The following is a 22,681-nucleotide window of genomic DNA, read 5'->3' as shown; positions in this document are numbered from 1 at the left end:
CACACCAGCCGGTCGCGCCACGGCTCGCCCGCGTCGCGCGACACCGCACCGCCGGATTTCGGCGAGACATAGATCAGGTCCGTGGTCTCGCCCGTCACCGCACAATTGTCCAGCGCCAGGCCGAAACCCAGCTCGGCGAGCATCGCCAGCTCGAAATGGATGACGTGCACGGCCGCGCTGCCGATATCGTCGAAATCCTCGAGCGAATGTTCGAGCAGCGCAAAGATGTCTTCGTGCGGATCGCGTTCCGGCAAGAGCCGCGCGATCGAAGCCAGATGGGTGACGCCATAGACGCCGTGCGACGATGCCAGCAGCGTCGCGGCACGCAGCTTCAATCCCTCGATCGCATAGGTACCGAGATGCTCGTCGAGCCGCGCCCGCCACACCGCGCTGACGCTGTTGCCGGGCTGCAAGAGCGGCCGCATCCGCGAGCCGGCCCCTCCGCGCACGAGGCCGAGATGCCGGCCGTGCGCGCGCGTCAAAAGCTCGACGATGGCGCTGCTCTCGCCATGCCGCCGCACGCCCAGCACGATGCCTTCATCGGTCCATTCCATGGAAGGAATACTACAGGATTCCAGTCGGGAGCGCAGCGCCATCCCCCGTCATTCCGGGGCGCCTCGAAGAGGCGAACCCGGAATCTCGAGATTCCGGGTTCGATGCTTCGCATCGCCCCGGAACGACAGAACAGATCAATTCACGCGTTGAACCAGTCCTTCGCATCGCCGGTGAAGGAGCAATACAGCCCCATCGTCGTCAGCGCGCAGGAGACGATCTCGATGGCGCTGTCGAGCTCCATGCCCTTCTCGCCGATGATCTGGCCGAGCGAAATCACCGACAACACCAGGGCCGCCGCCAGCACCCAGCGCGGCCAGTTCTTGCGCCAATGCGCGGCCAGCCAGACGAAATAGACGAGGAGCAGGATCATGCCGCCGGCGAGCAAGGTCGCCGTCATGATCATCTGCTCGGTCATCTCCGCATTGGGCGTGCGGTCCTGCACCGCGACCGAGAGGGCATCCAGCATCAACGATGCATAGAGCAGCGCTTCGAAGCGCCGGACGTTGCTGGGCACGCTCATCGGTTACCGATCTTTTCTTGGTTATTCCTTGGGGAAATCCAGGCCCATCTCGCGGTAGCGATCGGGATCGTCGCCCCAGTTCTCGCGCACCTTGACGAACAGGAACAGATGCACCGGCACATCCAGGATCTGCATCAGTTCCTTCCGCGAATCCGCGCCGATCGACTTGATGGTGGCGCCGCCCTTTCCGAGCACGATCTTGCGCTGGCTTTCGCGCTCGACGAAGATCGTCTGCTCGATGCGCACCGACTTATCCTTGCGCTCCTCCCATTTATCGGTCTCGACCGTGGACTGGTAGGGCAATTCCTGGTGCAGCTTCTGATAGATCTTCTCGCGCGTGATTTCGGCCGCGAGCTGCCGCATCGGCGCGTCCGACATCTGATCCTCGGGATAGAGGAACGGGCCCGGCGGCACCATTTCCGCGAGCGTCTTGCGGATATCGTCGACGCCGTCACCCGAGATCGCCGAGATCATGAAGGTCCGCGCGAACTCCATGCGCTCGTTGGCGGCCTGGGCCAGAGCCAGCAGCTTCTCGCGCTGGACCAGGTCGACCTTGTTGATGACAAGGATCTTCTCGTGGTTGACGCTGGCCGCCTTGGCGAGGATGGCCTCGGCCTCCTCGTCGATCCCGGTCTTGGCATCGAGCAGCACGCAAACGAGATCGGCATCATGGGCCCCGCTCCAGGCGGTCGAGACCATGGCGCGGTCGAGCCTCCGCTTGGGCAGGAAGATGCCGGGCGTGTCGACCAGGATGATTTGTGCGTTGTTCTCGATCACGATTCCGCGGATCAGCGCGCGCGTGGTCTGCACCTTGCGCGAGACGATCGTGACCTTGGCGCCGACCAGCGCGTTGACCAGCGTGGATTTGCCGACATTCGGCGCGCCGATCAGCGCAACGAAACCGCAGCGCGTAGCAGTGGACGGCGCCCCGCCGCTTGCTTCAGCCGTCATTGCCGCCGCCAACGCCTTCGCGTTCGATCATCACCGAAGCCGCCACCTTCTCTGCCGCGCGCTTGCTGCCGCCGATGCCTTCGGCCGGCGCCAGCCCCGGCAGGTCGACGGCGACGCGGAACTGCGGATCGTGATGCGGGCCGGTGCGCTCGACCTCGCGGTAGACCGGCGTCGGCAGTCCCTTGCCTTGCGCCCATTCCTGAAGGACGGTCTTGGGATCGCGCAAGGGACGGCGCGGCTTGTGCATGCGCTCGGTCCAGTTGCGCTTGACGAATTCGGCCGCCGCCGCATGGCCGCCGTCGAGGAAGATGGCGCCGATAACGGCCTCGCAGATGTCACCGAGGACGGACTTGCGCAGGCGGGCGTCGGCACTGGAGCCGACCGAGCCGAGCTTGATGTCGTCGAGCAGGCCGAGCGACTTGGCGACGTCGGCGCAGCTTTCCTTGCGCACGAGCTCGGCAAGGCGCTTGGACAGCTCGCCTTCGTCGGCGTTCGGGAAAGCGTGATAGAGCATGTCGGAGACGACGAGCCCGAGCACGTGGTCGCCGAGGAATTCCAGTCGCTGATAGCTGTCGCCTCGCTTGCGCCCGGACTTCAGCGCAGAAACATGCGTGATCGCCTGCATCAAGAGGTTCGGGTCAGCGAAGCTGTGGCCGATGCGCGCCTCGAGCGCCGCGTTCGCATCCGTGCCCTTGGCCTTGCTGCTCCGCACCCGCTTCTTCTTCGCAGGTGTCTTGTTCGCAACGGTCTTGGTCGCAGCTTCCCCTTCGGGGCCCGCTTGCGCCTCGGTCGGTTGGGTCGCGATGTCCTTGGCTTCGTCTTTCATCGGACGATTTTGAAGAAGCGTTTCCAGCGTACCGCCCACGGCCAGCGCCAGAACATCCAGGCATGCTCGCCTTCAGCGATGGAGAAGAAGATCATCTGGGCGCGGCCGATCAAATTCTCCCGCGGCACGTAGCCGACCTGGCCGAGAAAGCGGCTATCGGTGGAGTTGTCGCGGTTGTCGCCCATCATGAAGAAGTGGCCGGGCGGCACCGTGTAGACGTTGGTGTTGTCCATGTAGCCGTTGTCGGCGCAGTCCAGCGTCTCATAGGACACGCCGTTCGGCAGCGTCTCCTTCCAGCGCTTCACCCGGGAGATGCCGCCGCCTTCCGAGCCGCAGGGGTCCTCGCCGACATATTCGCTCATGCGCTGCCGCTCGACCGGCGTGTCGTTGATGTAGAGCAGCCCGTCCCGCATCTGGACGTGGTCGCCGGGAAGGCCGATCACGCGTTTGATGTAGTCGGTCGAATCGTCCTTCGGCAGGCGAAACACGACGATGTCGCCGCGGTTCGGATCCGAGCCCCAGATCCGTCCCGAGAACAGCGGCGGCGAGAACGGAATCGAATAGTGACTGTAGCCGTAGGAATATTTCGAGACGAACAGATAGTCGCCGACCAGCAATGTCGCCTTCATCGAGCCGGACGGGATGTTGAAGGGCTGAAACAGGAAGGTGCGGATCACCAGTGCGATCAGGAGGGCATGGATCACGACCCGGATCGTTTCACCGACGCCGCTCTCAGTTTTCGTTCCTGAAGTCACGCTCATTGCTCTCTCAATTCCGGCCGGCGATCACAGAGCGCCCTCCTGGCGCGAGCAGCCCATTGCTTCGCGGCCCATGGAGATTGTCCTGATTCTGATAGTGAGGGCCAATTCCGGCGTAAAGCCGAATTCGCCCAAGCTGATTTGCGTCGGCGGACTTTTAGACGGTTGTCGGAGGCCACGCAATCAAGGATCGCATCAAAACTGAGTAAGACATTGATTTGCAACGAAAATCACAAAATTTCCGACGCACCGTCAGGGTTTCGGCGGCGGGACGGCGGAAATGACGACAAAGGCCTGCGCCAGCGGCCAGTCGTCGGTGATCGACAGGTCGATCCGCGCCTCGAACCCTTCCGGCGTCAGGGCCTGGAGCCGGGCCAGGGCGCCGCCGGTCAGTTGCATGGTCGGCCGCCCACCCGGCAGGTTGACCACCCCCATGTCGCGCCACCAGACGCCGCGCCTGATGCCGGTGCCTAGCGCCTTGGAGCAGGCCTCCTTGGCGGCAAAGCGCTTGGCGTAGGTCGCCACCACCATCTTCTCGTTCCTGGCACGCCGCTCGGCCTTGGCCCGCTCGGCTGCCGTGAAGATGCGGTCGAGGAAGCGCTCGCCATGGCGCTCGATCACCTTGGCCACGCGGGTGATGTCGATCAGGTCGGAGCCGATGCCGATGATCATGCCCGGCTCCGGCCGCGGTCCATCGCCGCGCGCATGTTGCGCACGGTCTCGGCCAGCCCCACGAACAGCGCTTCGCCGATCATGTAGTAGCCGATATTGAGCTCCATGATCTCAGGCAGGGCCGCGATCGTCTCCGCCGTCGCGTAGTCCAGCCCGTGCCCGGCATGAACCTCGAGCCCGGCGGCCTTCGCCAGCTTCGCCCCCACGACGATCCGTTGCCATTCGGCCGCCGCCTTGTCGCCATGGCCGTCGACGACGGCGTCACACCAGGCGCCGGTGTGGATCTCGATCACGGGCGCGCGCAGCCGGGCCGCCATTTCGATCTGGGCGGGATCGGCCGCGATGAACAGCGAAACCCGGATGCCGGCATCGTTCAGCCGCGCGATATAAGGCGCGAGCGCGTTGTGCTGGCCGACCACATCCAACCCGCCCTCGGTCGTCACCTCCTGGCGCCGCTCCGGAACCAGGCAAACCGCATGCGGCCTGGTGGCGAGCGAGATGCGCATCATGTCGTCGGTCGCCGCCATCTCGAAATTGAGCGGCTTGGAGATCTCGGCCTTCAGCCGCGCCATGTCCTCGTCGCGGATGTGCCGGCGATCCTCGCGCAAATGGGCGGTGATGCCGTCGGCACCGGCCTCGATCGCGAGCAGCGCCGCGCGCACCGGATCGGGATTGCGGCCGCCGCGCGCGTTACGCAGGGTCGCGACATGATCGACATTGACGCCGAGGCGGAGCTTCGAAGCGGGCATTTCAGGACTCACGAAATCAGGACGACAGACGCATAGGCAAAGCGTCTATCCATTAACACGTTCGACTTTGGCGACGACCGCCTTCGCGCGCAACTGGGCCAGGATCGCGCTCAGGTGCTTCAGATCGTAGACTTCGAGGTCGATCGTCGTCTCCGTGAAATCGGGCGAGCGGCGCTGCATGCTGATGTTGTCGATGTTGCCGTCATGCTCGGCGATCACGGTCGCGATCTGCGCCAGCGCGCCGGGCTCGTTGACGTTCTCCACCTTGATACGGGCCGGGAAACGTTGCGGTGCGGAATCCTCGATGTCCCAGCGGACGTCGAGCCAGCGCTCCGGCTCCTCCTCGAAATCCTTCAGGGCCGGCGCCTGGATCGGATAGATCGTGATGCCCTCGCCCGGCGTGACGATACCGACGATGCGATCCCCGGGCACGGCGCCGCCGTTCGGAGCAAACTTCACCGGAAGGTCGGAATTGATGCCGCGGATCGGGATCGCAACCGGGCTGCGCGGTTCCGAGGACTTCTCCTTGAGCTTGGCGGCGAGCCCCTTCTTGACGCCGTAGCGCGCAATGCGCTCCTCCTTGTAGTCGGGGTACATCGCACGCGCGACGTGGGACGCCTTGATCTCGCCCCGGCCAACCGCCGCCATGACGTCCTCGATCGAGGTGCGCGCGAGCCGCGGCAGCGCGCCCTTGAGCTTGTCGTCGGCGTATTCGATCTTGGCGCGCTCGAACAGGCGCTCGACGATGCGCCGGCCGAGGCCGACATATTGATCGCGCACCGCGGTGCGCGTGGCGCGGCGGATCGCGGCGCGCGCCTTGCCGGTGACGGCGAGTGTCTCCCAGGCCGACGGCGGTGCCGATTGCGCCTCGGAGGTCAGCACCTCGACCTCGTCGCCATTCTGGAGTTCCGAGGACAGCGGCGCGAACTTGCCGTTGATCTTGCAGCCCACCGCGCTGTTGCCCACGTCGGTATGCACGGCATAGGCGAAATCGATCACGTTGGCGTGGCGGGGCAACGCGATCAGCTTGCCCTTCGGGGTGAAGCAGAACACCTGGTCGTGGAACAGCTCGAGCTTGGTGTGCTCGAGGAATTCCTCCGGATTGGCGCTCTCCGAGAGGATTCCGATAGTGTGGCGCAGCCAGGCGAACGCAGTGGACTCGCGCTTGAGGAATTCGGTCGGCGAGCCGACGCCTTCCTTGTAGAACACATGTGCGGCGATGCCGCGCTCGGCGATCTGGTCCATCGCCTCGGTTCGGATCTGGAGCTCGACGCGCTGGTTACCAGGGCCGATCACCGTGGTATGGATCGAGCGGTAGTCGTTCTGCTTCGGCGTCGAAATGTAGTCCTTGAAGCGCCCCGGCACGACCGGCCAGGTGGTATGGACGATCCCGAGCGCGCGATAACAGGCCTCGATGTCGTTGACGACGAGGCGGAAGCCGAAGATGTCGGACAATTGCTCGAAGCCGACTGACTTGCGCTCCATCTTGGTCCAGATCGAGAACGGCTTCTTGCGGCGGCCATAGACGCGCGCGCCGAGGCCCCGGTGACGCAGATTGTTGGAGAGCTGGTCCTCGATCTCCCCGATCAGGTTGCGGTTGCGCTCGGCGAGCGCGTCGAGCCGCTGCATCACCACCGAATAGGCTTCGGGATCGAGGGTGCGGAAGGACAGATCCTCCAGCTCCTCGCGCATTTCCTGCATGCCCATGCGCCCCGCCAGCGGAGCGTAGATGTCGAGCGTCTCCTCGGCGATGCGCCGGCGCGATTCCGTCGGCACAAAGTCCAGCGTGCGCATGTTGTGCAGGCGGTCGGCGAGCTTGACCAGAAGCACGCGGACATCGTCGGCAATGGCCAGCAGCAATTTGCGCAGATTCTCGGCCTGCTTGGCCTCGCGCGAGACCAGCTCGAGCCGCTTCAGCTTGGTCAGGCCCTCGACCAGCGCGCCGATCTCGGGCCCGAAGATCTGATCGATCTCGGCCCGCGTCGCTTCCGTGTCCTCGATCGTATCGTGAAGCAGGGCGGCCACGATGGTGGCGTCGTCGAGCTTCAGGTCGGTGAGAATCGCCGCCACTTCGAGCGGGTGCGAGAAATACGGATCGCCCGAGGCGCGGGTCTGCGAACCATGCGCCTTCATGGCGTAGACATAGGCCCGATTCAGCAGGTCTTCGTTGGTGTTGGGATTGTAGGATCTGACGCGCTCGACGAGGTCATATTGACGCATCATGCGCGCGCGGGGCCTGGCCGGACGCGCGACGGGCGCAGCCGGGGCCACTGCAACCGATTCGGTTGCTGCCTGCATCTGCAAGGGTCTGCGCCGATACGCCATGCCGTCCTGCCTTCAAACGGGCCCTGGGCCGGCCCCGTTGTATACATCCTAGCTCCGATCGCACTTGTGTCCGATCAATTCAGTGACAGGACGCAGCGCCAGCCGGCAACGCTATGGTAACCACGAAAACGTCAACAAAAGCAAAGGCCCGAACGACGGTTCGGGCCTTTGATAAGATCACAAGAAGTCGACGATCGCGACGGAGGAATTACTCGTCTTCCTCGGGCTGCTCCTCGGGAGGCGCGAGGCCTTCCAGACCCTTCAGGAGCTCCTCTTCGGTCATGCGCTCCACGGCAACCTCGGTGTCGTCCGCATCGACGCTCGCACCCGCGGAACCGATCAGCGGCACCGTGTCCGGCTCGGGCTCATCCACCTCGACGAACTTCTGGAGCGAGTGCACCAGCTCCTCGCGGAGGTCCTCCGGCGAAATCGTCGTCTCGGCAATTTCGCGCAAAGACACAACAGGGTTCTTGTCGTTATCGCGGTCAACCGTTAGTTGTGAACCGGACGAAATCATGCGGGCACGGTGGGCGGCCAGCAGGACCAGGTCAAACCGGTTGTCGACCTTGTCGATACAATCTTCTACGGTGACGCGAGCCATGGACTGTCGCTCCGTTGTGGGTGGGACGAAATATGTGGATGAATGGCGTTAGTTATAGGGGCCGGGAGGGTTTCGCAAGGCCAATTTGTGATTTGGCCTCGCCAAACGGCTCTGGTAACCCCACATTGGGGCCAGGACGGATGGTTTTCCATGCTGCCATCGAGGGCGGCATCGGGCGTATGCAAGTCCGCCATAACTATACCTTGATTGCCCCGACTTCTCCGGATTTGCGGTTTCGACGGGTCTCAGCGGCACTCTAGAACTGCGCGGCTTGCCATCGCCGCGCCAACAAAAAACGATCAATCACGACTACTACGCGAGCAAACTGAATGTCACCTTCTCCTACCAACAAGATCGCGCTCTTCATCGATGGGGCCAATCTCTACGCGACGGCGAAAACTCTGGGCTTCGACATCGACTACAAGCGCCTGCTGAAGGAGTTTCAGAGCCGCGGGACGTTGTTGCGGGCGTTCTATTACACCGCCATCATCGAAGACCAGGAATACTCCTCGATCCGCCCATTGATCGACTGGCTGGACTACAACGGCTACACCGTCGTCACCAAGGCGACCAAGGAATTCATCGACGCCTCCGGCCGCCGCAAGGTGAAGGGCAACATGGACATCGAGCTCGCCGTCGACGCCATGGAGCTCGCCGAGCACATCGACCAGATGGTGCTGTTCTCGGGTGACGGCGACTTCCGCTCCCTGGTCGAGGCCGTGCAGCGCCGCGGCGTGCGGGTCACGGTGATCTCCACCATCGCAAGCCAGCCGCCGATGATCGCCGACGAACTGCGCCGCCAGGCCGACGTCTTCACCGACCTCGTCGAGCTGCAATCCAAGCTCGGCCGCGATCCGTCCGAACGCCCCGCCCCGCGTGACCGTGGCGAGCGTGGCGAACGCCACCACGCCCCGCAATTCCTCCAGCGCGCAACCACGATGGCGCCGAGGGGCGATGACGACTTCGAGGAGTGAGGCGGCCCGGTCAGGCCGCCAGCCTCTCACCGTCGTTCCCGACCGTGACTGCCCGCTCTGTCCGCGCCTGGTCGCCTTTCGCGAGGCGAATCGCGCACGCGAGCCGTCGTGGCACAATGCGCCGGTTGCGCCCTTCGGCGACATCAAGGCGCGCCTTTTGATCGTGGGCCTCGCGCCGGGAATGCAGGGCGCCAACCGCACGGGACGGCCATTCACCGGCGACTATGCCGGCGACCTGCTCTACACCACGCTGATCGAACACGGCTTTGCCAGGGGGACCTATCAGGCGCGCCCCGATGACGGCCTGAAACTGGTCGACTGCCGGATCGCCAATGCGGTGCATTGCGTGCCGCCGCAGAACAAGCCGCTGCCGGTCGAGATCAACACCTGCCGTCAGTTTCTCGCGGCGAATCTCGCATCGATGCCGAACCTGCGCGCGATCGTCGCGCTCGGGCGGATTGCGCACGACAGCGTGCTCAAGCCGCTGAATTTGAAGGGCTCGCAGGCCCCCTTCGGCCACGGCGCGGTGCATCAGGCCGGCGCGTTCAAGCTCTACGACAGCTATCATTGCTCGCGCTACAACACGAACACGGGCGTGCTGACGCCGGTCATGTTCCGGAGCGTGTTCGCGAAGGTGAAGGCGGATCTCGATTAGAGCCTTGATACAGTCAGACTAGGCAGGGTTCACCTCTCCCGGCGCGGAGAGGTGAAACCCTCGGCTCGCATCGATTCAAACAGCATCCGGTGCCGGCGATCTAGCCCTTGGTGGGATTGGCCTTCAGCCAGTCGAGCACCTCACCGGCGTTCCGGTCGGGCGGAAACACCGGATAGAACACATGCGTGATCCTGGCGTCATCGATGATCAGCGCCAGGCGCCTGATCAGCGTCAGGCCTGCGACCTCCATCGTGGGCAAGTTCAAGGCGCGCGTGAGCGCCAGCTGCTCGTCCGAGAGCACCGGGAACGGCAGATGAAGGCGCGAGGCCATCTCGGTCTGGTATTCGTTGCTCTGGCTCGAGAGGCCGAACACGTGGGAGGCACCGGCGGCTTTCAGCTCGGCGAACAGATCACGAAACGCGCAAGTCTGGGGCGTGCAACCACGTGCCCCCGGGATCATGTCCCAATCATCCACCAGCGCGATCTTGCCGGGCTCGCCGGTGCGGGGATAGGCGAACACGACGATGCGGCCGCGCAGCGCCGACAGCGTGACCGACGTGTCGTCGGTTGCGAGCAGGCTGATCGACGGCAACATCATGCCCTCGAGATGCGCGGCGCCGCCGTCGTCGGAGGGCGCGGGAATCTGGCTCCAATCGACCTCGAGCAGGTTCCGCTGATTCATCCCGTCATCCCCTCGCCCGCATCAGCCGGCCCTTCTCCCGGCTCCAGTCGCGCTTCTTCTCGGACTCGCGTTTGTCGTGCAGTTTCTTGCCTTTTGCAACCGCCAGCTGCAGCTTGGCGCGACCGCGCTCGTTGAAGTAAAGCTTGAGCGGGATCAGCGTCATGCCCTCGCGGTCGACCGCGCCCATCAGCTTGTTGATCTGCCGGCGGTGGAGAAGCAGTTTGCGCGGCCGCTTGGGCTCGTGATTGAATCGGTTGCCCTGGAGATATTCTGGAATGGTGGCGTTGATCAGCCAGATCTCGCCGTCCTTGGAATCGGCGTAGGATTCCGCGATCGTGCTCTTGCCGTTGCGGATCGATTTGACCTCGGTGCCGGTCAGCGCAATGCCCGCCTCGATCGTGTCCTCGATGGCGTAATTGAAGCGGGCCTTGCGATTTTCCGCCATGACCTTGATCGGACGTTCGTTCTTATCGGCCATGACGGACAAACCTGACAGAGATGCGCGCGGATTCTAACAGTTCGGATGAAGTGCGCGCGTCACTTCTTGAGGAGATCGCGGATCTCGGTCAGCAGCTCGACCTCGGCCGACGGCTTCGGGGGAGCGGCCGGCGCCGCCTCTTCCTTGCGCTTCAGCGTGTTCATGGCGCGGATGACCAGGAATAGCACGAAGGCGACGATGATGAAGTTGAGCGTCAGCGTGAGGAAGCTGCCCCAAGCCAGCACGGCGCCTTGCTTTTTCGCATCAGCTAAGTTGGTGGCGGTGACTGCCTTCGACAAGGGGGTGTAGTAGTTCGAGAAGTCGAGCCCGCCGGTGACGGCGCCGATGATCGGCATGATGACGTCGCCGACCAGCGAGTTGACGATGGCCCCGAAGGCCGCGCCGATGATGACGCCGACCGCGAGGTCGACGACGTTGCCCTTCATGGCGAACTCGCGGAACTCCTTGAGCATCCGCATGCCCTTCTCGTCGACGCTCATGACGCCCCCCGATTTGGCTAGCGCATCAGTTGATCAGCCCAGCGTGCACCATGGCACTGCGCACGGCAACGCGCGTCGGCTCCGAAACCGGCACCATCGGCAGTCGCATCGTCTCGTCGAGCTTGCCGAGCAGCGACATCGCGTACTTGATCGGCGCCGGATTGCTCTCGATGAAGAGGTTGTTGTGCAGCGGCATCAGCTTGTCGTGGATCGCGAGCGCCGCCTTGGTGTCGCCCTTCTGCCAGGCGGCGTGGAACTCCGAGCACAGGCGCGGCGCGACGTTCGAGGTCACCGAGATGCAGCCATGGCCGCCATGGGCCATGTAGCCGATGATGGTGGCGTCCTCGCCCGAGAGCTGGTTGAAATCCTCGCCCATCGCCGCGCGCTGCTGCGACACGCGAACCATGCTGGCGGTGGCGTCCTTGACGCCGGCGATGTTCTTCAGCTCCCACAGCCGCTTCATGGTGTCGACCGACATGTCGATGACTGAACGCGGCGGGATGTTGTAGATGATGATCGGAATACCGATTGCGTCGTTGATGGCCTTGAAGTGCTGGTACATCCCTTCCTGGGTCGGCTTGTTGTAGTAGGGCGTGACGATCAACACCGCGTCCGCGCCCGCCTTTTCGGCGTGCCGCGAGAGCTCGATCGCCTCCTTGGTCGAGTTGGAGCCGGCGCCCGCGATCACAGGCACGCGGCCCTTGGCTTCAGCGATGCACCATTCGACGACCTTCTTGTGCTCGTCATGGCTGAGCGTCGGGCTCTCGCCGGTGGTGCCGACCGGGACGAGGCCATTGGTCCCCTCCGAAATCTGCCAGTTGACCAGGGAGCGGAACGCCGCCTCGTCCAGCGAGCCGTTCTTGAACGGCGTGACCAAGGCGGTGAACGACCCCCGGAATTTCGTCTTGGCTGCCATGGACTTCCTCCGTACGCGGCTATCTCTTGAGCAAGCCCCATTCATATCGGGTCTGTCCTGCCGGTCAAAGGCCCGCTTCCGTGTGAGGCAGCCTTTAGGCCGCGATTTTGCCGCGGTGATGGTGCAAATCGGCCCGAGGTAAGCCGCTGTTGGTATTTTCTCCGCATATTCAATCGAATTCAGCTAGGTCTTGAGCCACTTCACTGATTCGGGGCGACGAAACGCCGTGACCTCCTCTGTTCGTGCCGCATGGCGATCCACCGGTCTGTTCATGTGCCTGATGGCAGGGCTGTCGGTGGGCTGCGCCGCCCTCGCCAAGTCCAATGAGACGACGGCGGAAACGGCCAGGGACACCGCGAAGCCGGCTACCAAGGACGCGGCCAAAGGACCGGCCAAGGGACCGGCCAAGGAGCCAGACAAAGGATCGAGTAGGGAAACAGTCAAGGGAACCGGCAAGGACGCGGCGAAGGGCGCGAGCAAGGGTGCGTCCGGCGCTCAGGCCAAGGATGCCGCGAAGAAGCCTGCCAAGGATACTGCTGGCAAGGATGCAGCTGGCAAGGAACCCGCGAAGGACAAGCCCAGGCCCACGGCAGCGGCGCCCTCGTCGAAATCACAACCTGCGACCCACCGATCGCACCCCAAGGCCGCACCCGCGCCGGCCGCGACGGCCACCGTCAGACCCGCCGCCCCGGCTGCCGCCAGACCGGTCGCAGCTCCCGTGCTGGCCCCTGCGACCCGCCAGCATGCGGCGCCGCGCAAGCCGGTCATCCCGGCCGCGGTCGCTGCGACGTCGTCGACGTCGCAAGCCGACAAGGACACGCTGGAGAGCGTCATCGAGCTCGTGCGCAAGCGCAAGGCCGGCGACGCCACCAACGCCGCGGCCGGCATCTCGGATCCCGTCGCGCGAAAGCTCGCCGAATGGATCATCCTGCGCAGCGAGGACAACGGCGCGACCGTGGAACGCTATCGCGCCTTCCTCTCCGCCAATCCGAGCTGGCCGTCGCAGGTCTTCCTGCGCCGGCGCCTCGAGGCGGCGATGTGGGACGACAAGCGCGACGATTCGGTCGCGTGGTCGTGGTTCGAGAACGAGTCTCCGATCTCCGCCAAGGGCCGCTTCACGCTCGCAAAGGCGATGCTGGCGCGCGGCGACCGCGCCAATGCCGAGCGGCTGGTGCGCGAGGCCTGGCGCAGCGATCCGATGTCGGAGGACACCGAGAACAACGCGCTCGACCAGTTCGGTGCCCTGCTGACGCCGGGGGACCAGAAAGCGCGGATGGACACCCTGCTCTACGGCAGCGAGACCGAGGCGGCGATGCGCGCCGCAAAGCGGCTCGGCGCCGGCTATGTCGCGCTCGCCAGGGCCCGCATCGCCGCCGTCAAGAAAGCGCCGAACACGCGGGCGCTGCTCGAGGCGGTGCCGCGCGAGCTGCACAATGACCCCGGCTACATCTTCAGCAGGATCCAGCTCCTGCGCCGCGAGGAGAAGTTCACCGAGGCCGCCCAGCTCATGCTATCCGCGCCGAAGGATCCGGGTCGGCTCCACAATCTCGACGAATGGTGGATCGAGCGGCGCCTTCTGGCCCGCAAGATGATCGACACCGAGGAATTCCGCAGCGCCTATCTGATTGCGCGCGATGCCGCCCTGCCCTCGCGCGACATCTACAAGACCGAGCAGGAATTCACCGCCGGGTGGATCGCGCTGCGCTTCCTCAACGACCCCGCGACCGCCACCCAGCATTTTGCCCGCATCGGCGTCGGCAGCGTCAATCCGACCGCGCTGGCGCGTGCCGGCTATTGGCAGGGCCGCGCCGCGGAAGCTTTGGGCCGCCAGCAGGAGGCGCGCAACGCCTATGCCCGCGCCGCCGAACAGTCGACCAGCTATTACGGCCAGCTCGCCCGGGCCAAGCTGGGCCTGCCGCAGATCGAGCTCAACCGCCAGCCGCGCGGGCGCGGCGCCGAGCGGCTGGAGATCGTGCGCGCTGCGCAACTGCTCTACGAGCTCGACGAGCGCGAGCTCGCGGTGCCCATGCTCGCCGACATGGGCGAGAACGGCGATCCGGAAGCGCTTGCCGGCCTTGGCGAGCTCGCCCAGCGCTATAGCGACGCGCGCGGCATGCTGCTGCTCGGCAAAGGGGCGCTCAATCGCGGCCTGCCGTTCGACTTCTATGCCTACCCGGTCAACGGCATTCCGCAGTTCACGCCGATCGGCCCCGAGGTCGAGCGCAGCATCGTCTATGCGATCGCGCGACAGGAGAGCGCGTTCAATCCGCGTGTGGTTTCGCCGGCGCAGGCCTATGGGCTGATGCAGGTGACGCCGGACGCCGCCCGCTACGTCTGCAAGCGCCACGGCGCGACCTACGACCTGGGGCGGCTGAAGAACGATCCGGTCTACAACGCCACGCTCGGCTCGGCCGAGCTCGGCGGACTGCTCGAGGATTATCGCGGCTCCTACATCATGACCTTCGCCGCCTACAATGCCGGCCGCGGCAGCGTGAGGAAGTGGGTCGAGCGCTACGGCGATCCGCGCGACCCGAAGGTCGATGCGGTCGACTGGGTCGAGCTGATTCCGTTCTCCGAGACGCGCAACTACGTGCAGCGGATCATGGAGAACCTTCAGGTCTACCGCGCCCGCTTCGGCGGCGGCACGCGGTTGCAGATCGAAGCCGATCTGCGCCGCGGCGTCGGAAGCGTGGAATAGAGACCCCTCGTTCGACTCGCAGCCGGCAGCCAGGATAGCCGGCACCGTCCTCGTCAGCAGGACCTTGAGTCGCCGAGGCCTCTTCAGCGATCGCCCACGATCTTCCGGCGTGACCTTGCCACGCGCGCCGTGAGCGCCGCGGCGATTGCGGTCCGGTCGGCACGCTCGCCGGTGCCTCGGCTGGCGGATGAAGGCGTGGATCGCTCCTGCCGCAAGGCCAGATCGTCAGGGTGCCTGGACGGCTGGCCCGGGTACCCGCAGTCCTCCTCCGCGCGCCTCGGGTCGGAAACCGCTTGCAGCGCGGCCCTCTCCCTTTTCCACGGCGACGTCCATCAGGCCGCGGCGAAGAACAATGAGATCAACGGAGCGTGGCGCAGCAAGTCGGACCATTGCGCCAAGCGAAGCAGGCACGGCCGGCAAAAGAAAAACCCCGGCGGTTGCCCGCCGGGGTTCCTTGTCAGGTCGTTAGACCGAACTTACCAGTTGCGCTGAGCGCGGAGGAGCAGGGTGAACGAGTCCTGATCCTTGAGCTCGTAAGCCGCGACAGGCTTGGCCAAGGCCGCACTGGCGCCAGCAGCGGTGACCGTTCCAGCTGCATACTTCTGGTCCAGATGGGTCCAGTTGAAGTCAGCCGAGAAGGTCAGGTTCTTGACGGGCGTCCAGCGGGTGATGAGACCCAGCTGAGCGATGTTGTAGTCGGGGTTACAGGAAGCCGAGGCAATGCCGAGAGCAACCGAAATGGTGCCGCCCACGCCGCACATCGCGGTCTTGGCTGCGCCACTGTAGCGAACTCCAGCGTACGCACCGTAGATAGCCGTGTTCCAGTACGGATCCCAGTTGTGGGTGTACGCACCGCGCATACCCCAGGTCTGGACCAGCTCCAGGCCACCACCGGTCACGAACACCGCGTCAGGCGCGAAGGCAATGCCGAGGCTCTGATACGCGCCGGCCAGGCCCGTGCTGCCGTAGCTCGTCCAAGCACCAGCGCCACCGGCGAGGTCCTGGATGTTGTAACGGGTCGCACCGTCGGTGTAGACGCCCTGGATGTTGATCGTGTCACCCGCACCCGTCGGGATGTTCTTGATCGACAAGGCCAGCTGAGCCGCCCAACCCCACTTGTCGCCGGGATGACCGGTGACTTCGGTGGCGCCGTAGTAGCCCGCATGGTTCTCATGAGCCGCAACCGACGCCTGGAACAGACCCCAAGCCTGGTCGACGCGAACCATAGCGACGAGGTCCGGCGAGCGCGAGCCAGCGATATCGCTGGTGCCGTAGCCGAAGGTGCCCGGCACAGCGAGGTTGTTGATACCAGCCTGATAGTACTGGACCTGGTCCTGCGCCGAGAACGACGCCGTGATGCCCTGACCGAAGTCAGCGGTGTAGGTGAACTGGTTGACACCGGTAACCGTGCCGCCGCCACCGACGAGACCGTCGAAGTTGTTGCCGGGATAGTTGGTCCAGGGAGCGGAGAACTGGGAGACCGCCTTACCCATCGTGAAGCCAGCGAACTGGATGAAGGCGTAGTACACGCCGAGCGCACCACCGGCCACCGAGCCACTGCCCGAGGTACCGGGAGGGGCCGAGTCGTACGCGGTCGTGCCGCCACCGGTGTATCCGCCGGTCGTCCACGAGAAGGTCGCATCGAAGAACGTGCGGACCACGCCGTATTCGGTCGCGGTGCGCGTGTCGATGTTGAGATCCTCACGAGCGCGCATGGTGTAGTAGTTGCTGAGGCGGTTGTGAGCGCCAGCAGCGCCGCTGAACGCGCCGTTGTAGACGCTGTTGGTGCCCAGCGCGACTTCAGCGCGCAGGTAACCACCCAGCTTGATGCAGGTGTCAGTGCCCGGGATGTAGTAGAAACCGGCTCCGTACAGGGAGCAGATCTTCACGTATTCGACCGCCTTGGCCTTCACGGGCAGATCGGCTGCCTGCGCTCCGCCCACGGCGATCAGACCCGCCGCTGAGCCGAGCAAAAGGCTCTTAACCAACTTCATGTTAAACCTCCAAGTTGCTCTTTCAGGGAAGGTCACTGACCGGACGGCCAATTCCCCAACCCCCTCTAAATCACCGCTTTGGGCTCCTTCGCGCCTTCGGACACACCCGCATGAACGCGAGGGACTTAAGCGAATGACCTAAACGGGACGACCTCGGGATGCCCCCCTCCGTCGCTCAGCCACAATTACCGAACGTCCTTGCACACACAACAACAGAACGCTCCGAAACGGGCCGATGGAGCGTGTTTTCCGACGGGTGTTGCACAAATAACACGCAGATGTGATCAGATCGCCCTCGCAACATATTGTTTACATTGATATTTTTTTGGCGGTTCCGTTTGCCATCAAAGTTCCCCACATGAGGCGCCCTAGCCGGGATGTCGGCCTGGAGGGGGTTCGACGGGCTCGAATCGTGGAATCACAAGGGAGACTCAAATGAGCAGGCATCAGCCTGCCTCCGCGACTCCCAGTCTGGCCACAGGCGGGCGGCAAACACTCTCTTGTCGCGCGGGGATCATCGGGATCGGGCCCCGGCAGCTCGGCGAACCAGGGCGCAGGGATGCCAGGTTCCGGCCCCTCTCACGCGCCATTGAATTCCCTGGCAAATTCAGCTTCCGACGCCGGCCATGCGCCAGCCGTTCCAGCTTCGGCTCTGCTCTCGCAGCGCTACGCTCTCGCCCGAGAACAAATCCGTCTTGCTTCGAAAATCACTGGGAATATTCGAGCAAAAACACGCGCTTCCAAATTGACCGGCCCAACTAATTAGAGGCATAAGGCTCGCACCGGAGAGGTGGCCGAGTGGCTGAAGGCAACGCTTTGCTAAAGCGTCATACGGTCTCAAGCTGTATCGAGGGTTCGAATCCCTCCCTCTCCGCCACCCAGCGGCAGAATCAACCCAGGTCCCTGCAATCCAGGTCGCTGCGTTCTTTCACCTGAAAGCGATCGTGAAGTTGGCGCGAAAGCCTGGGGCGAGGATGAGCATGGCGAGCTCAACTCGATTCACGTGCTCCTTATAGATTCACGTGCTCCTTATATATGTGTGTGCGCACCTAGATACCGGATCGCCATATCCGCCAATGCGAGGGCGATATCAGCACGGCCTCGTCGGCCCAGACATTGAACCAGACGCCGCCCTTGCGCCGGCACGGAAAGGGCCAAGGCACAACTCCCGTCTTGTGCAGACGTCCGAGTTCCAGATCGCACTCGTCCGGAGCGATCTGAATCGGCAGCCATCGTCCATTCGTACCTTGGTCGCCCATGCCGTCGGGTCTTATGCCACGGCACGAGGCAGAAACTTGATTCAGCGCAACCCGGCCGCCCCGTGCAAACACGGGTGAGTCGCGACTCATCTCAGCGCGCGGAGATCCAGGCCCTCGCCTCGCGCTGCGCGACCGAGATCTCGGCGTCAGACATCTGTCCGGCGACTTCCTGGCGCAGCGCCACGGCGTCCTTGCGGCCCTTCAACGCGGCGAGGTTGAACCATTTGTGCGCGGCGACGAGATCGACGATCCCGGAGCGGCCGCTCGCCCAATAGATCCCGCGCTCGAACAGCACGTCCGACAGCGCGCCCGCGTCGATCGGCGTTGCCGTCTCCAGATCGAAAGTACCCTGAAACATCACGCATCCCCTTTGTTCTTGTGCCGCCTCGCTCCCCGAGCGCGGCTCCCGTCCAGATAGCTGTTCAACTCTTCCCCGAGTCTTCCTGCCCATGCCGCTTGCCGGCTTGTTGGAGGCGATGATGGCGGGCAAATTTGAATGGCAGTTTAAGTATCGCGATGAAGCAGACGTAAACGCGAGCGTGCGACGCCCGCACGGTGAATTCAAAAAATCCCCGGTTTGCAGGCACTTCTGCAATTCGTCAGATTCGGTTTACCCTGGAATCTCAGGACATCGATAACCATCGCGCGCAGTGGCGCGTGTGATGTGGCGTCCCGTTCGCTGGCGTCGTCCGCGACCCGGCTGCGCCGGGGCATGCGGTCCTGCCGAAGCTTCAGCGAAGGCGGCAGGCGGGTGACCCAGTATTCCAGAGGCAGCAGTGATCCGCTGACAAGCTGCGGCGTACCGGATCGTCCGGTCGACGCCGGTCGATGACACCGCACACGTGGAACGACCCGCGGACTGCAGCAGGCAGCCAACATGCGCGCAGCGCTTCGCCTGCTCCAAGGCAGCGCGGCCACGTCGCGGTCAGATCAGCAATGTCGGGGAAAAGGAATGCCGGCAATACCCCGGCCTCAGGAGAACGAGGGCGTCGGCGAACACGTCAGGACCAGATTCCACTTTGGCCCGAAGGCCACTCGTGAAATTGCGGAGCCCCTCGAGGAGAACCGCACCGAACGAAGAAAACTCGTTTCTTCTGCCGGACCGTTAAAGAGAACGATCCGACCGTTGACCTGATGTCTCGCCGACACCCTCTATCGTCGACCAGAACCTCTGGGAGGCGCTGATGACGTGCCGGCTATCTGGAGCCGGCAACTTCAGAAGCGAAGTTACTTCTTCTTCTTCGCGACCTTGCGGGTCTTCTTCGCAGTCTTCTTCACTGCGCTCTTCGCCTTCTTCGCCTTCGCCTTCTTCGCTTTCTTGGCCATGTTGCCCTCCGATGTGTGAGATGGCTTTAATCGCTGCGTGCACTCGGGGATCGAATGCACTTCATCCCGAATACACCAACACGAAGAAAAAAACAGCGTCTCGCTTAAAGAAGTGTTGACGGCGCAACGCGCCTGCGCTTGGCGAGCGCGACGCAAGCGCACCGCATGACGCGCAGCTGCGATCACGGCGAGCGGGCGCATCGTCGACGTTCGCGACGGATGCGATTGCAGAAAAACACTATGCGACAAGTATTTTTCTGCATGCGCGCGCCGCGCGCGATCAACGCGGCGACGTGCATCGCCATTCCTTCCATCACCTCGCAAAGGCGCTTCGCGGACTCTGAGTCGCGAATTTTGGCAATGAAAATATTTTCGTGCTTAACGGCGCGAACGCTCGTCCGAGCGTGTGCAAGCCGCCGTTTCGCGCGAATCGCGTGGCGGCGATTCGGGCGCGGCGTCGCCGCCGACGGGACGAAGCGAGCCGCCGAGGATGCGCGCGAGCGTCGCACCGAGAGCCGAAAGCGAGGTGACGAACGTGTCCGTCACCTCGTTCGAGCGCGCGAGGCTAGATGCCGAGCTTGGACTTGAGCAAGTCGTTGACGCTCTGCGGATTGGCCTTGCCGCCGGACGCCTTCATCACCTGACCGACGAACCAGCCGAGCGACTGCGGCTTGTCCTTGACCTGCGCGGCCTTGTCGGGATTGGCCGCGATGATGTCGTCGACAACCTTCTCGATCGCCGAGAGGTCGGTGACCTGCTTCATGCCGCGGCTTTCCACCAGCGCGCGGGGATCGCCGCCCTCCTGCCAGACGATCTCGAACAGATCCTTGGCGATCTTGCCCGAGATCGTGCCCTCGCCGATCAGATCGATGATCGCCGCGAGCTGCTCGGCATTGACCGGAGAGTCCGTAATATCCCGGCCTTCCCTGTTGAGACGGCCGAACAGCTCGTTGATCACCCAGTTCGCCGCCATCTTGCCGTCGCGCGCGCGGTTGGCGAGCCTGTCGAGCACCGTCTCGTAGAACACCGCACTCTCGCGCTCGGCGACCAGCACGCTCGCATCATAGGCCGACAGGCCGAAGTCGGCGACGAAGCGCGTCTTCTTCTGATCCGGCAGCTCCGGCAGCTTCGCCTTCAACTCGTCGACGAATTCCTGGCTGAACTCCAGCGGCAGCAGATCGGGATCGGGGAAGTAGCGATAGTCATGCGCCTCTTCCTTGGACCGCATCGAGCGCGTCTCGCCCTTGTTGGGATCGAACCGACGGGTCTCCTGCTCGATCTGGCCGCCGTCCTCGAGGATCTCGATCTGGCGACGCGCCTCGTACTCGATCGCCTGGCCGATGAAGGTGATCGAGTTCATGTTCTTGATCTCGCAGCGGGTGCCGAGCGGCGCGCCGGGCTTGCGCACGGACACATTGACGTCGGCGCGTAGGCTTCCCTTCTCCATGTCACCGTCACAGGTGCCGAGGTAGCGCATGATCGAGCGTAGCTTGGTCACGTAGGCCTTGGCCTGCTCGGCGTCACGGATGTCCGGTTTCGAGACAATCTCCATCAGCGCCACGCCACAGCGGTTGAAGTCAATGAAGGACAGCGACGGCGACCGGTCGTGCAGCATTTTGCCGGGATCCTGCTCCAGATGCAGTCGCTCGATACCGATCGTCGCCGTCTTGCCGCCGTCGAGATCGACGATCACTTCGCCCTCGCCAACGATCGGAGATTTGTACTGGCTGATCTGGTAGCCCTGCGGCAGGTCGGGATAGAAATAGTTCTTCCGGTCGAACACCGAACGCAGATTGATCTGCGCGTTGAGACCGAGCCCCGTCCGGACAGCCTGCCTGACGCATTCCTCGTTGATGACGGGCAGCATGCCCGGCATCGCGGCGTCGACGAGCGATACGTGGCTGTTCGGCTCGCCGCCGAATGCGGTCGATGCGCCCGAGAACAGCTTCGAGTTCGAGGTCACCTGGGCATGGATCTCCATACCGATGACCATCTCCCAATCGCCGGTGGCACCCTTGAGAAGCTTGTGCGTGGCCGTGCTCATGTCCTGCTCCCGAGCAGCGTGGCAGCGATCCGCTCCCACTCCGCTTCCAATGAATCCTTTGCCGCCGGCTGGCCGGCCTGGCGGTACCAGTAACCGGCATTGCCGAGATCGCCTTCGACGCGGTGCAGATAGGCGTGCACCCAGGCAGCAGCGCGGCCGTTGTCATCCTGAACGATCTTGTGCGCCTGGTCCCAGTCGCCCTTGGCGGCCCACCAGAGACCCGTGAGCGGCGCGCTCAGCTCCGGTGCGGGCGCGGCGCCGTCAAGGCTCGCGATGAAGCCAGCGACATTCACCACCACCTCGCGGGCGTGAAGCGGCCGGCGGCCTGCTCGATCACCTCGCCGAGCGAGAACAGCGTCTCCTCGTCGAAGGGCCGTCCGATCAGTTGCAGGCCGAGCGGCAAGCCCTGCGCGTCCTTGCCCGCGGGCACGGCGATGCCGGGCAGGCCCGCCATGTTCACGGTCACCGTGAAGATGTCGTTGAGATACATCTCGACCGGATCGGCGCCGCCCTTCTCGCCGATGCCGAAGGCCGCCGACGGCGTCGCGGGGGTGAGGATCGCGTCGACGCCCTTGGCGAAGCAATCCTCAAAATCCTTCTTGATCAGCGTGCGCACCTTCTGGGCCCGCAGATAGTACGCGTCGTAATAGCCGGCCGAGAGCACATAGGTGCCGATCATGACACGGCGCTTCACCTCCGCGCCAAAGCCCTCGGCGCGGGTGTTCTCGTAGAGCTCGATGATGTTCCTGCCCTGCTCGCGCAGGCCATAGCGCACGCCGTCATAGCGCGCGAGGTTGGAGGACGCCTCCGCCGGCGCCACGATGTAATAGGCCGGCAGCGCATATTTCGTGTGCGGCAGCGAAACCTCGACGAGCTCGGCGCCGGCGGCTTTAAGCCAGGCCGCGCCCTCGCTCCACAGCTTCTCGATCTCGGCCGGCATGCCGTCGAGACGATATTCCCTGGGGATGCCGATCCTGAGGCCCTTCACGGACTTGCCGATTGCGGCCTCGTAATCCGGCACGGGCATGTCGACCGAGGTGGTGTCCTTCGGATCGTGCCCGGCCATCGAGCGCAGCAGCATGGCCGCATCGCGCACGCTGCGTGCGATCGGGCCCGCCTGGTCGAGCGAGGAGGCAAACGCGACGATGCCCCAGCGCGAGCAGCGGCCATAGGTCGGCTTGATGCCGACGGTCGCCGT

The 22,681-nt window shown here is 64.1% G+C and carries 21 protein-coding genes and 1 tRNA gene; 4 read left to right on the top strand and 18 right to left on the bottom strand.

Annotated features, from left to right (window positions below; genetic code table 11):
• The 9 genes from recO to rpoZ form a co-directional block, all read right to left on the bottom strand.
• The coding region (recO, locus tag IC50_RS22955) for a DNA repair protein RecO (RefSeq protein ID WP_035709976.1) at nucleotides 1-554 on the bottom strand (554 nt) is incomplete at its 3' end.
• A gap of 140 nt (nucleotides 555-694) precedes the next feature.
• Entirely contained in the window at nucleotides 695-1,075 is a 381-nt protein-coding gene (locus IC50_RS22950; protein ID WP_035709975.1) for a hypothetical protein, read from the bottom strand.
• Between the two features lie 21 nt (nucleotides 1,076-1,096).
• On the bottom strand, nucleotides 1,097-2,026 hold the full coding sequence (gene era, locus IC50_RS22945; RefSeq protein ID WP_035709973.1) for a GTPase Era: 930 nt from the start codon (nucleotides 2,024-2,026) through the stop codon (nucleotides 1,097-1,099).
• Nucleotides 2,016-2,852, bottom strand: coding sequence for a ribonuclease III (gene rnc, locus IC50_RS22940; protein ID WP_035709971.1), 837 nt, complete (start codon nucleotides 2,850-2,852; stop codon nucleotides 2,016-2,018). The genes era and rnc overlap by 11 nt, the downstream gene beginning before the upstream one ends.
• Nucleotides 2,849-3,613 (bottom strand): signal peptidase I, encoded by a 765-nt coding sequence (gene lepB, locus IC50_RS22935; protein WP_035709969.1) that lies wholly within the window; start codon nucleotides 3,611-3,613, stop codon nucleotides 2,849-2,851. Before lepB ends, rnc begins: the two co-directional genes overlap by 4 nt.
• A gap of 249 nt (nucleotides 3,614-3,862) precedes the next feature.
• Entirely contained in the window at nucleotides 3,863-4,282 is a 420-nt protein-coding gene (gene acpS, locus IC50_RS22930) for a holo-ACP synthase (RefSeq protein ID WP_035709967.1), read from the bottom strand.
• The gene (locus tag IC50_RS22925; RefSeq protein WP_035709965.1) at nucleotides 4,279-5,031 is read right to left on the bottom strand and encodes a pyridoxine 5'-phosphate synthase; all 753 of its coding nucleotides are present in this window, start codon (nucleotides 5,029-5,031) and stop codon (nucleotides 4,279-4,281) included. Before IC50_RS22925 ends, acpS begins: the two co-directional genes overlap by 4 nt.
• Nucleotides 5,032-5,076: 45 nt before the next feature.
• The gene (locus IC50_RS22920) at nucleotides 5,077-7,356 is read right to left on the bottom strand and encodes a RelA/SpoT family protein (RefSeq protein WP_035709963.1); all 2,280 of its coding nucleotides are present in this window, start codon (nucleotides 7,354-7,356) and stop codon (nucleotides 5,077-5,079) included.
• A 208-nt stretch (nucleotides 7,357-7,564) separates the two neighbouring features.
• Nucleotides 7,565-7,957, bottom strand: a complete 393-nt coding sequence (gene rpoZ / locus IC50_RS22915; protein ID WP_007603391.1) for a DNA-directed RNA polymerase subunit omega — start codon at nucleotides 7,955-7,957, stop codon at nucleotides 7,565-7,567.
• Nucleotides 7,958-8,286: 329 nt separating this feature from the next.
• Here rpoZ and IC50_RS22910 point away from each other — a divergent pair, with 329 nt between their 5' ends.
• Nucleotides 8,287-8,931 carry a LabA-like NYN domain-containing protein gene (locus tag IC50_RS22910; RefSeq protein WP_027573659.1) on the top strand — a complete coding sequence of 215 codons (645 nt, stop codon included), beginning with the start codon at nucleotides 8,287-8,289 and terminating at the stop codon, nucleotides 8,929-8,931.
• Nucleotides 8,912-9,586, top strand: coding sequence for a uracil-DNA glycosylase (locus tag IC50_RS22905; RefSeq protein ID WP_035709960.1), 675 nt, complete (start codon nucleotides 8,912-8,914; stop codon nucleotides 9,584-9,586). The genes IC50_RS22910 and IC50_RS22905 overlap by 20 nt, the downstream gene beginning before the upstream one ends.
• 100 nt (nucleotides 9,587-9,686) lie before the next feature.
• On the opposite strand, the gene IC50_RS22900 is transcribed toward IC50_RS22905, so the two are convergent.
• From IC50_RS22900 to dapA, 4 genes are read right to left on the bottom strand one after another with little or no spacing between them, the layout of a single operon-like run.
• The gene (locus IC50_RS22900) at nucleotides 9,687-10,268 is read right to left on the bottom strand and encodes a peroxiredoxin (RefSeq protein WP_035709958.1); all 582 of its coding nucleotides are present in this window, start codon (nucleotides 10,266-10,268) and stop codon (nucleotides 9,687-9,689) included.
• 4 nt (nucleotides 10,269-10,272) lie between these two features.
• Complete coding sequence (gene smpB / locus IC50_RS22895) at nucleotides 10,273-10,746, bottom strand: SsrA-binding protein SmpB (protein ID WP_035709956.1); 474 nt, start codon at nucleotides 10,744-10,746, stop codon at nucleotides 10,273-10,275.
• Between the two features lie 59 nt (nucleotides 10,747-10,805).
• On the bottom strand, nucleotides 10,806-11,219 hold the full coding sequence (mscL, locus tag IC50_RS22890; protein WP_035709982.1) for a large conductance mechanosensitive channel protein MscL: 414 nt from the start codon (nucleotides 11,217-11,219) through the stop codon (nucleotides 10,806-10,808).
• A gap of 52 nt (nucleotides 11,220-11,271) precedes the next feature.
• Complete coding sequence (dapA, locus tag IC50_RS22885; protein WP_035709955.1) at nucleotides 11,272-12,162, bottom strand: 4-hydroxy-tetrahydrodipicolinate synthase; 891 nt, start codon at nucleotides 12,160-12,162, stop codon at nucleotides 11,272-11,274.
• A 280-nt stretch (nucleotides 12,163-12,442) separates the two neighbouring features.
• Between dapA and IC50_RS22880 the strand changes: the two genes are divergently transcribed.
• Nucleotides 12,443-14,860: a transglycosylase SLT domain-containing protein gene (locus IC50_RS22880; RefSeq protein WP_035709980.1), complete on the top strand. Its 2,418-nt coding sequence runs from the start codon at nucleotides 12,443-12,445 to the stop codon at nucleotides 14,858-14,860.
• A gap of 476 nt (nucleotides 14,861-15,336) precedes the next feature.
• Here IC50_RS22880 and IC50_RS22875 read toward each other — a convergent pair whose 3' ends face one another.
• Nucleotides 15,337-16,854, bottom strand: a complete 1,518-nt coding sequence (locus IC50_RS22875; RefSeq protein ID WP_035709953.1) for a porin — start codon at nucleotides 16,852-16,854, stop codon at nucleotides 15,337-15,339.
• A 784-nt stretch (nucleotides 16,855-17,638) separates the two neighbouring features.
• Between IC50_RS22875 and IC50_RS22870 the strand changes: the two genes are divergently transcribed.
• Nucleotides 17,639-17,731 (top strand) — tRNA-Ser (locus IC50_RS22870).
• Between the two features lie 473 nt (nucleotides 17,732-18,204).
• On the opposite strand, the gene IC50_RS22860 is transcribed toward IC50_RS22870, so the two are convergent.
• The 4 genes from IC50_RS22860 to IC50_RS22840 all read right to left on the bottom strand — a co-directional run.
• Entirely contained in the window at nucleotides 18,205-18,471 is a 267-nt protein-coding gene (locus IC50_RS22860) for a hypothetical protein (protein WP_035709947.1), read from the bottom strand.
• Nucleotides 18,472-20,004: 1,533 nt separating this feature from the next.
• Entirely contained in the window at nucleotides 20,005-21,483 is a 1,479-nt protein-coding gene (gene gatB, locus IC50_RS22850; RefSeq protein ID WP_035709941.1) for an Asp-tRNA(Asn)/Glu-tRNA(Gln) amidotransferase subunit GatB, read from the bottom strand.
• Complete coding sequence (locus IC50_RS22845; protein WP_085973914.1) at nucleotides 21,480-21,782, bottom strand: hypothetical protein; 303 nt, start codon at nucleotides 21,780-21,782, stop codon at nucleotides 21,480-21,482. The genes gatB and IC50_RS22845 overlap by 4 nt, the downstream gene beginning before the upstream one ends.
• Nucleotides 21,773-22,681 (bottom strand): amidase family protein (locus IC50_RS22840; RefSeq protein ID WP_035709938.1); only part of this gene is annotated, 909 nt, incomplete at its 5' end. The genes IC50_RS22845 and IC50_RS22840, both read right to left, overlap by 10 nt.

The organism is Bradyrhizobium genomosp. I (2014), assembly GCF_000261685.1.
GTDB lineage: Bacteria > Pseudomonadota > Alphaproteobacteria > Rhizobiales > Xanthobacteraceae > Bradyrhizobium.
The sequence above is the reverse complement of the archived record's forward strand: the minus strand, read 5'-3'. Positions and strand labels throughout refer to the sequence as shown.

What these genes read in the sequence shown, in the direction of transcription:
- acpS (WP_035709967.1), bottom strand. Translation starts at nt 4,282, where the DNA reads ATGATCATCGGCATCGGCTCCGACCTGATCGACATCACCCGCGTGGCC.
- rnc (WP_035709971.1), bottom strand. Translation starts at nt 2,852, where the DNA reads ATGAAAGACGAAGCCAAGGACATCGCGACCCAACCGACCGAGGCGCAA.
- IC50_RS22900 (WP_035709958.1), bottom strand. Translation starts at nt 10,268, where the DNA reads ATGAATCAGCGGAACCTGCTCGAGGTCGATTGGAGCCAGATTCCCGCG.
- IC50_RS22880 (WP_035709980.1), top strand. Translation starts at nt 12,443, where the DNA reads ATGGCAGGGCTGTCGGTGGGCTGCGCCGCCCTCGCCAAGTCCAATGAG.
- gatB (WP_035709941.1), bottom strand. Translation starts at nt 21,483, where the DNA reads ATGAGCACGGCCACGCACAAGCTTCTCAAGGGTGCCACCGGCGATTGG.
- IC50_RS22925 (WP_035709965.1), bottom strand. Translation starts at nt 5,031, where the DNA reads ATGCCCGCTTCGAAGCTCCGCCTCGGCGTCAATGTCGATCATGTCGCG.
- dapA (WP_035709955.1), bottom strand. Translation starts at nt 12,162, where the DNA reads ATGGCAGCCAAGACGAAATTCCGGGGGTCGTTCACCGCCTTGGTCACG.
- era (WP_035709973.1), bottom strand. Translation starts at nt 2,026, where the DNA reads ATGACGGCTGAAGCAAGCGGCGGGGCGCCGTCCACTGCTACGCGCTGC.
- IC50_RS22860 (WP_035709947.1), bottom strand. Translation starts at nt 18,471, where the DNA reads ATGTTTCAGGGTACTTTCGATCTGGAGACGGCAACGCCGATCGACGCG.
- IC50_RS22950 (WP_035709975.1), bottom strand. Translation starts at nt 1,075, where the DNA reads ATGAGCGTGCCCAGCAACGTCCGGCGCTTCGAAGCGCTGCTCTATGCA.
- mscL (WP_035709982.1), bottom strand. Translation starts at nt 11,219, where the DNA reads ATGCTCAAGGAGTTCCGCGAGTTCGCCATGAAGGGCAACGTCGTCGAC.
- IC50_RS22875 (WP_035709953.1), bottom strand. Translation starts at nt 16,854, where the DNA reads ATGAAGTTGGTTAAGAGCCTTTTGCTCGGCTCAGCGGCGGGTCTGATC.
- IC50_RS22920 (WP_035709963.1), bottom strand. Translation starts at nt 7,356, where the DNA reads ATGGCGTATCGGCGCAGACCCTTGCAGATGCAGGCAGCAACCGAATCG.
- lepB (WP_035709969.1), bottom strand. Translation starts at nt 3,613, where the DNA reads ATGAGCGTGACTTCAGGAACGAAAACTGAGAGCGGCGTCGGTGAAACG.
- IC50_RS22905 (WP_035709960.1), top strand. Translation starts at nt 8,912, where the DNA reads ATGACGACTTCGAGGAGTGAGGCGGCCCGGTCAGGCCGCCAGCCTCTC.
- smpB (WP_035709956.1), bottom strand. Translation starts at nt 10,746, where the DNA reads ATGGCCGATAAGAACGAACGTCCGATCAAGGTCATGGCGGAAAATCGC.
- IC50_RS22910 (WP_027573659.1), top strand. Translation starts at nt 8,287, where the DNA reads ATGTCACCTTCTCCTACCAACAAGATCGCGCTCTTCATCGATGGGGCC.
- rpoZ (WP_007603391.1), bottom strand. Translation starts at nt 7,957, where the DNA reads ATGGCTCGCGTCACCGTAGAAGATTGTATCGACAAGGTCGACAACCGG.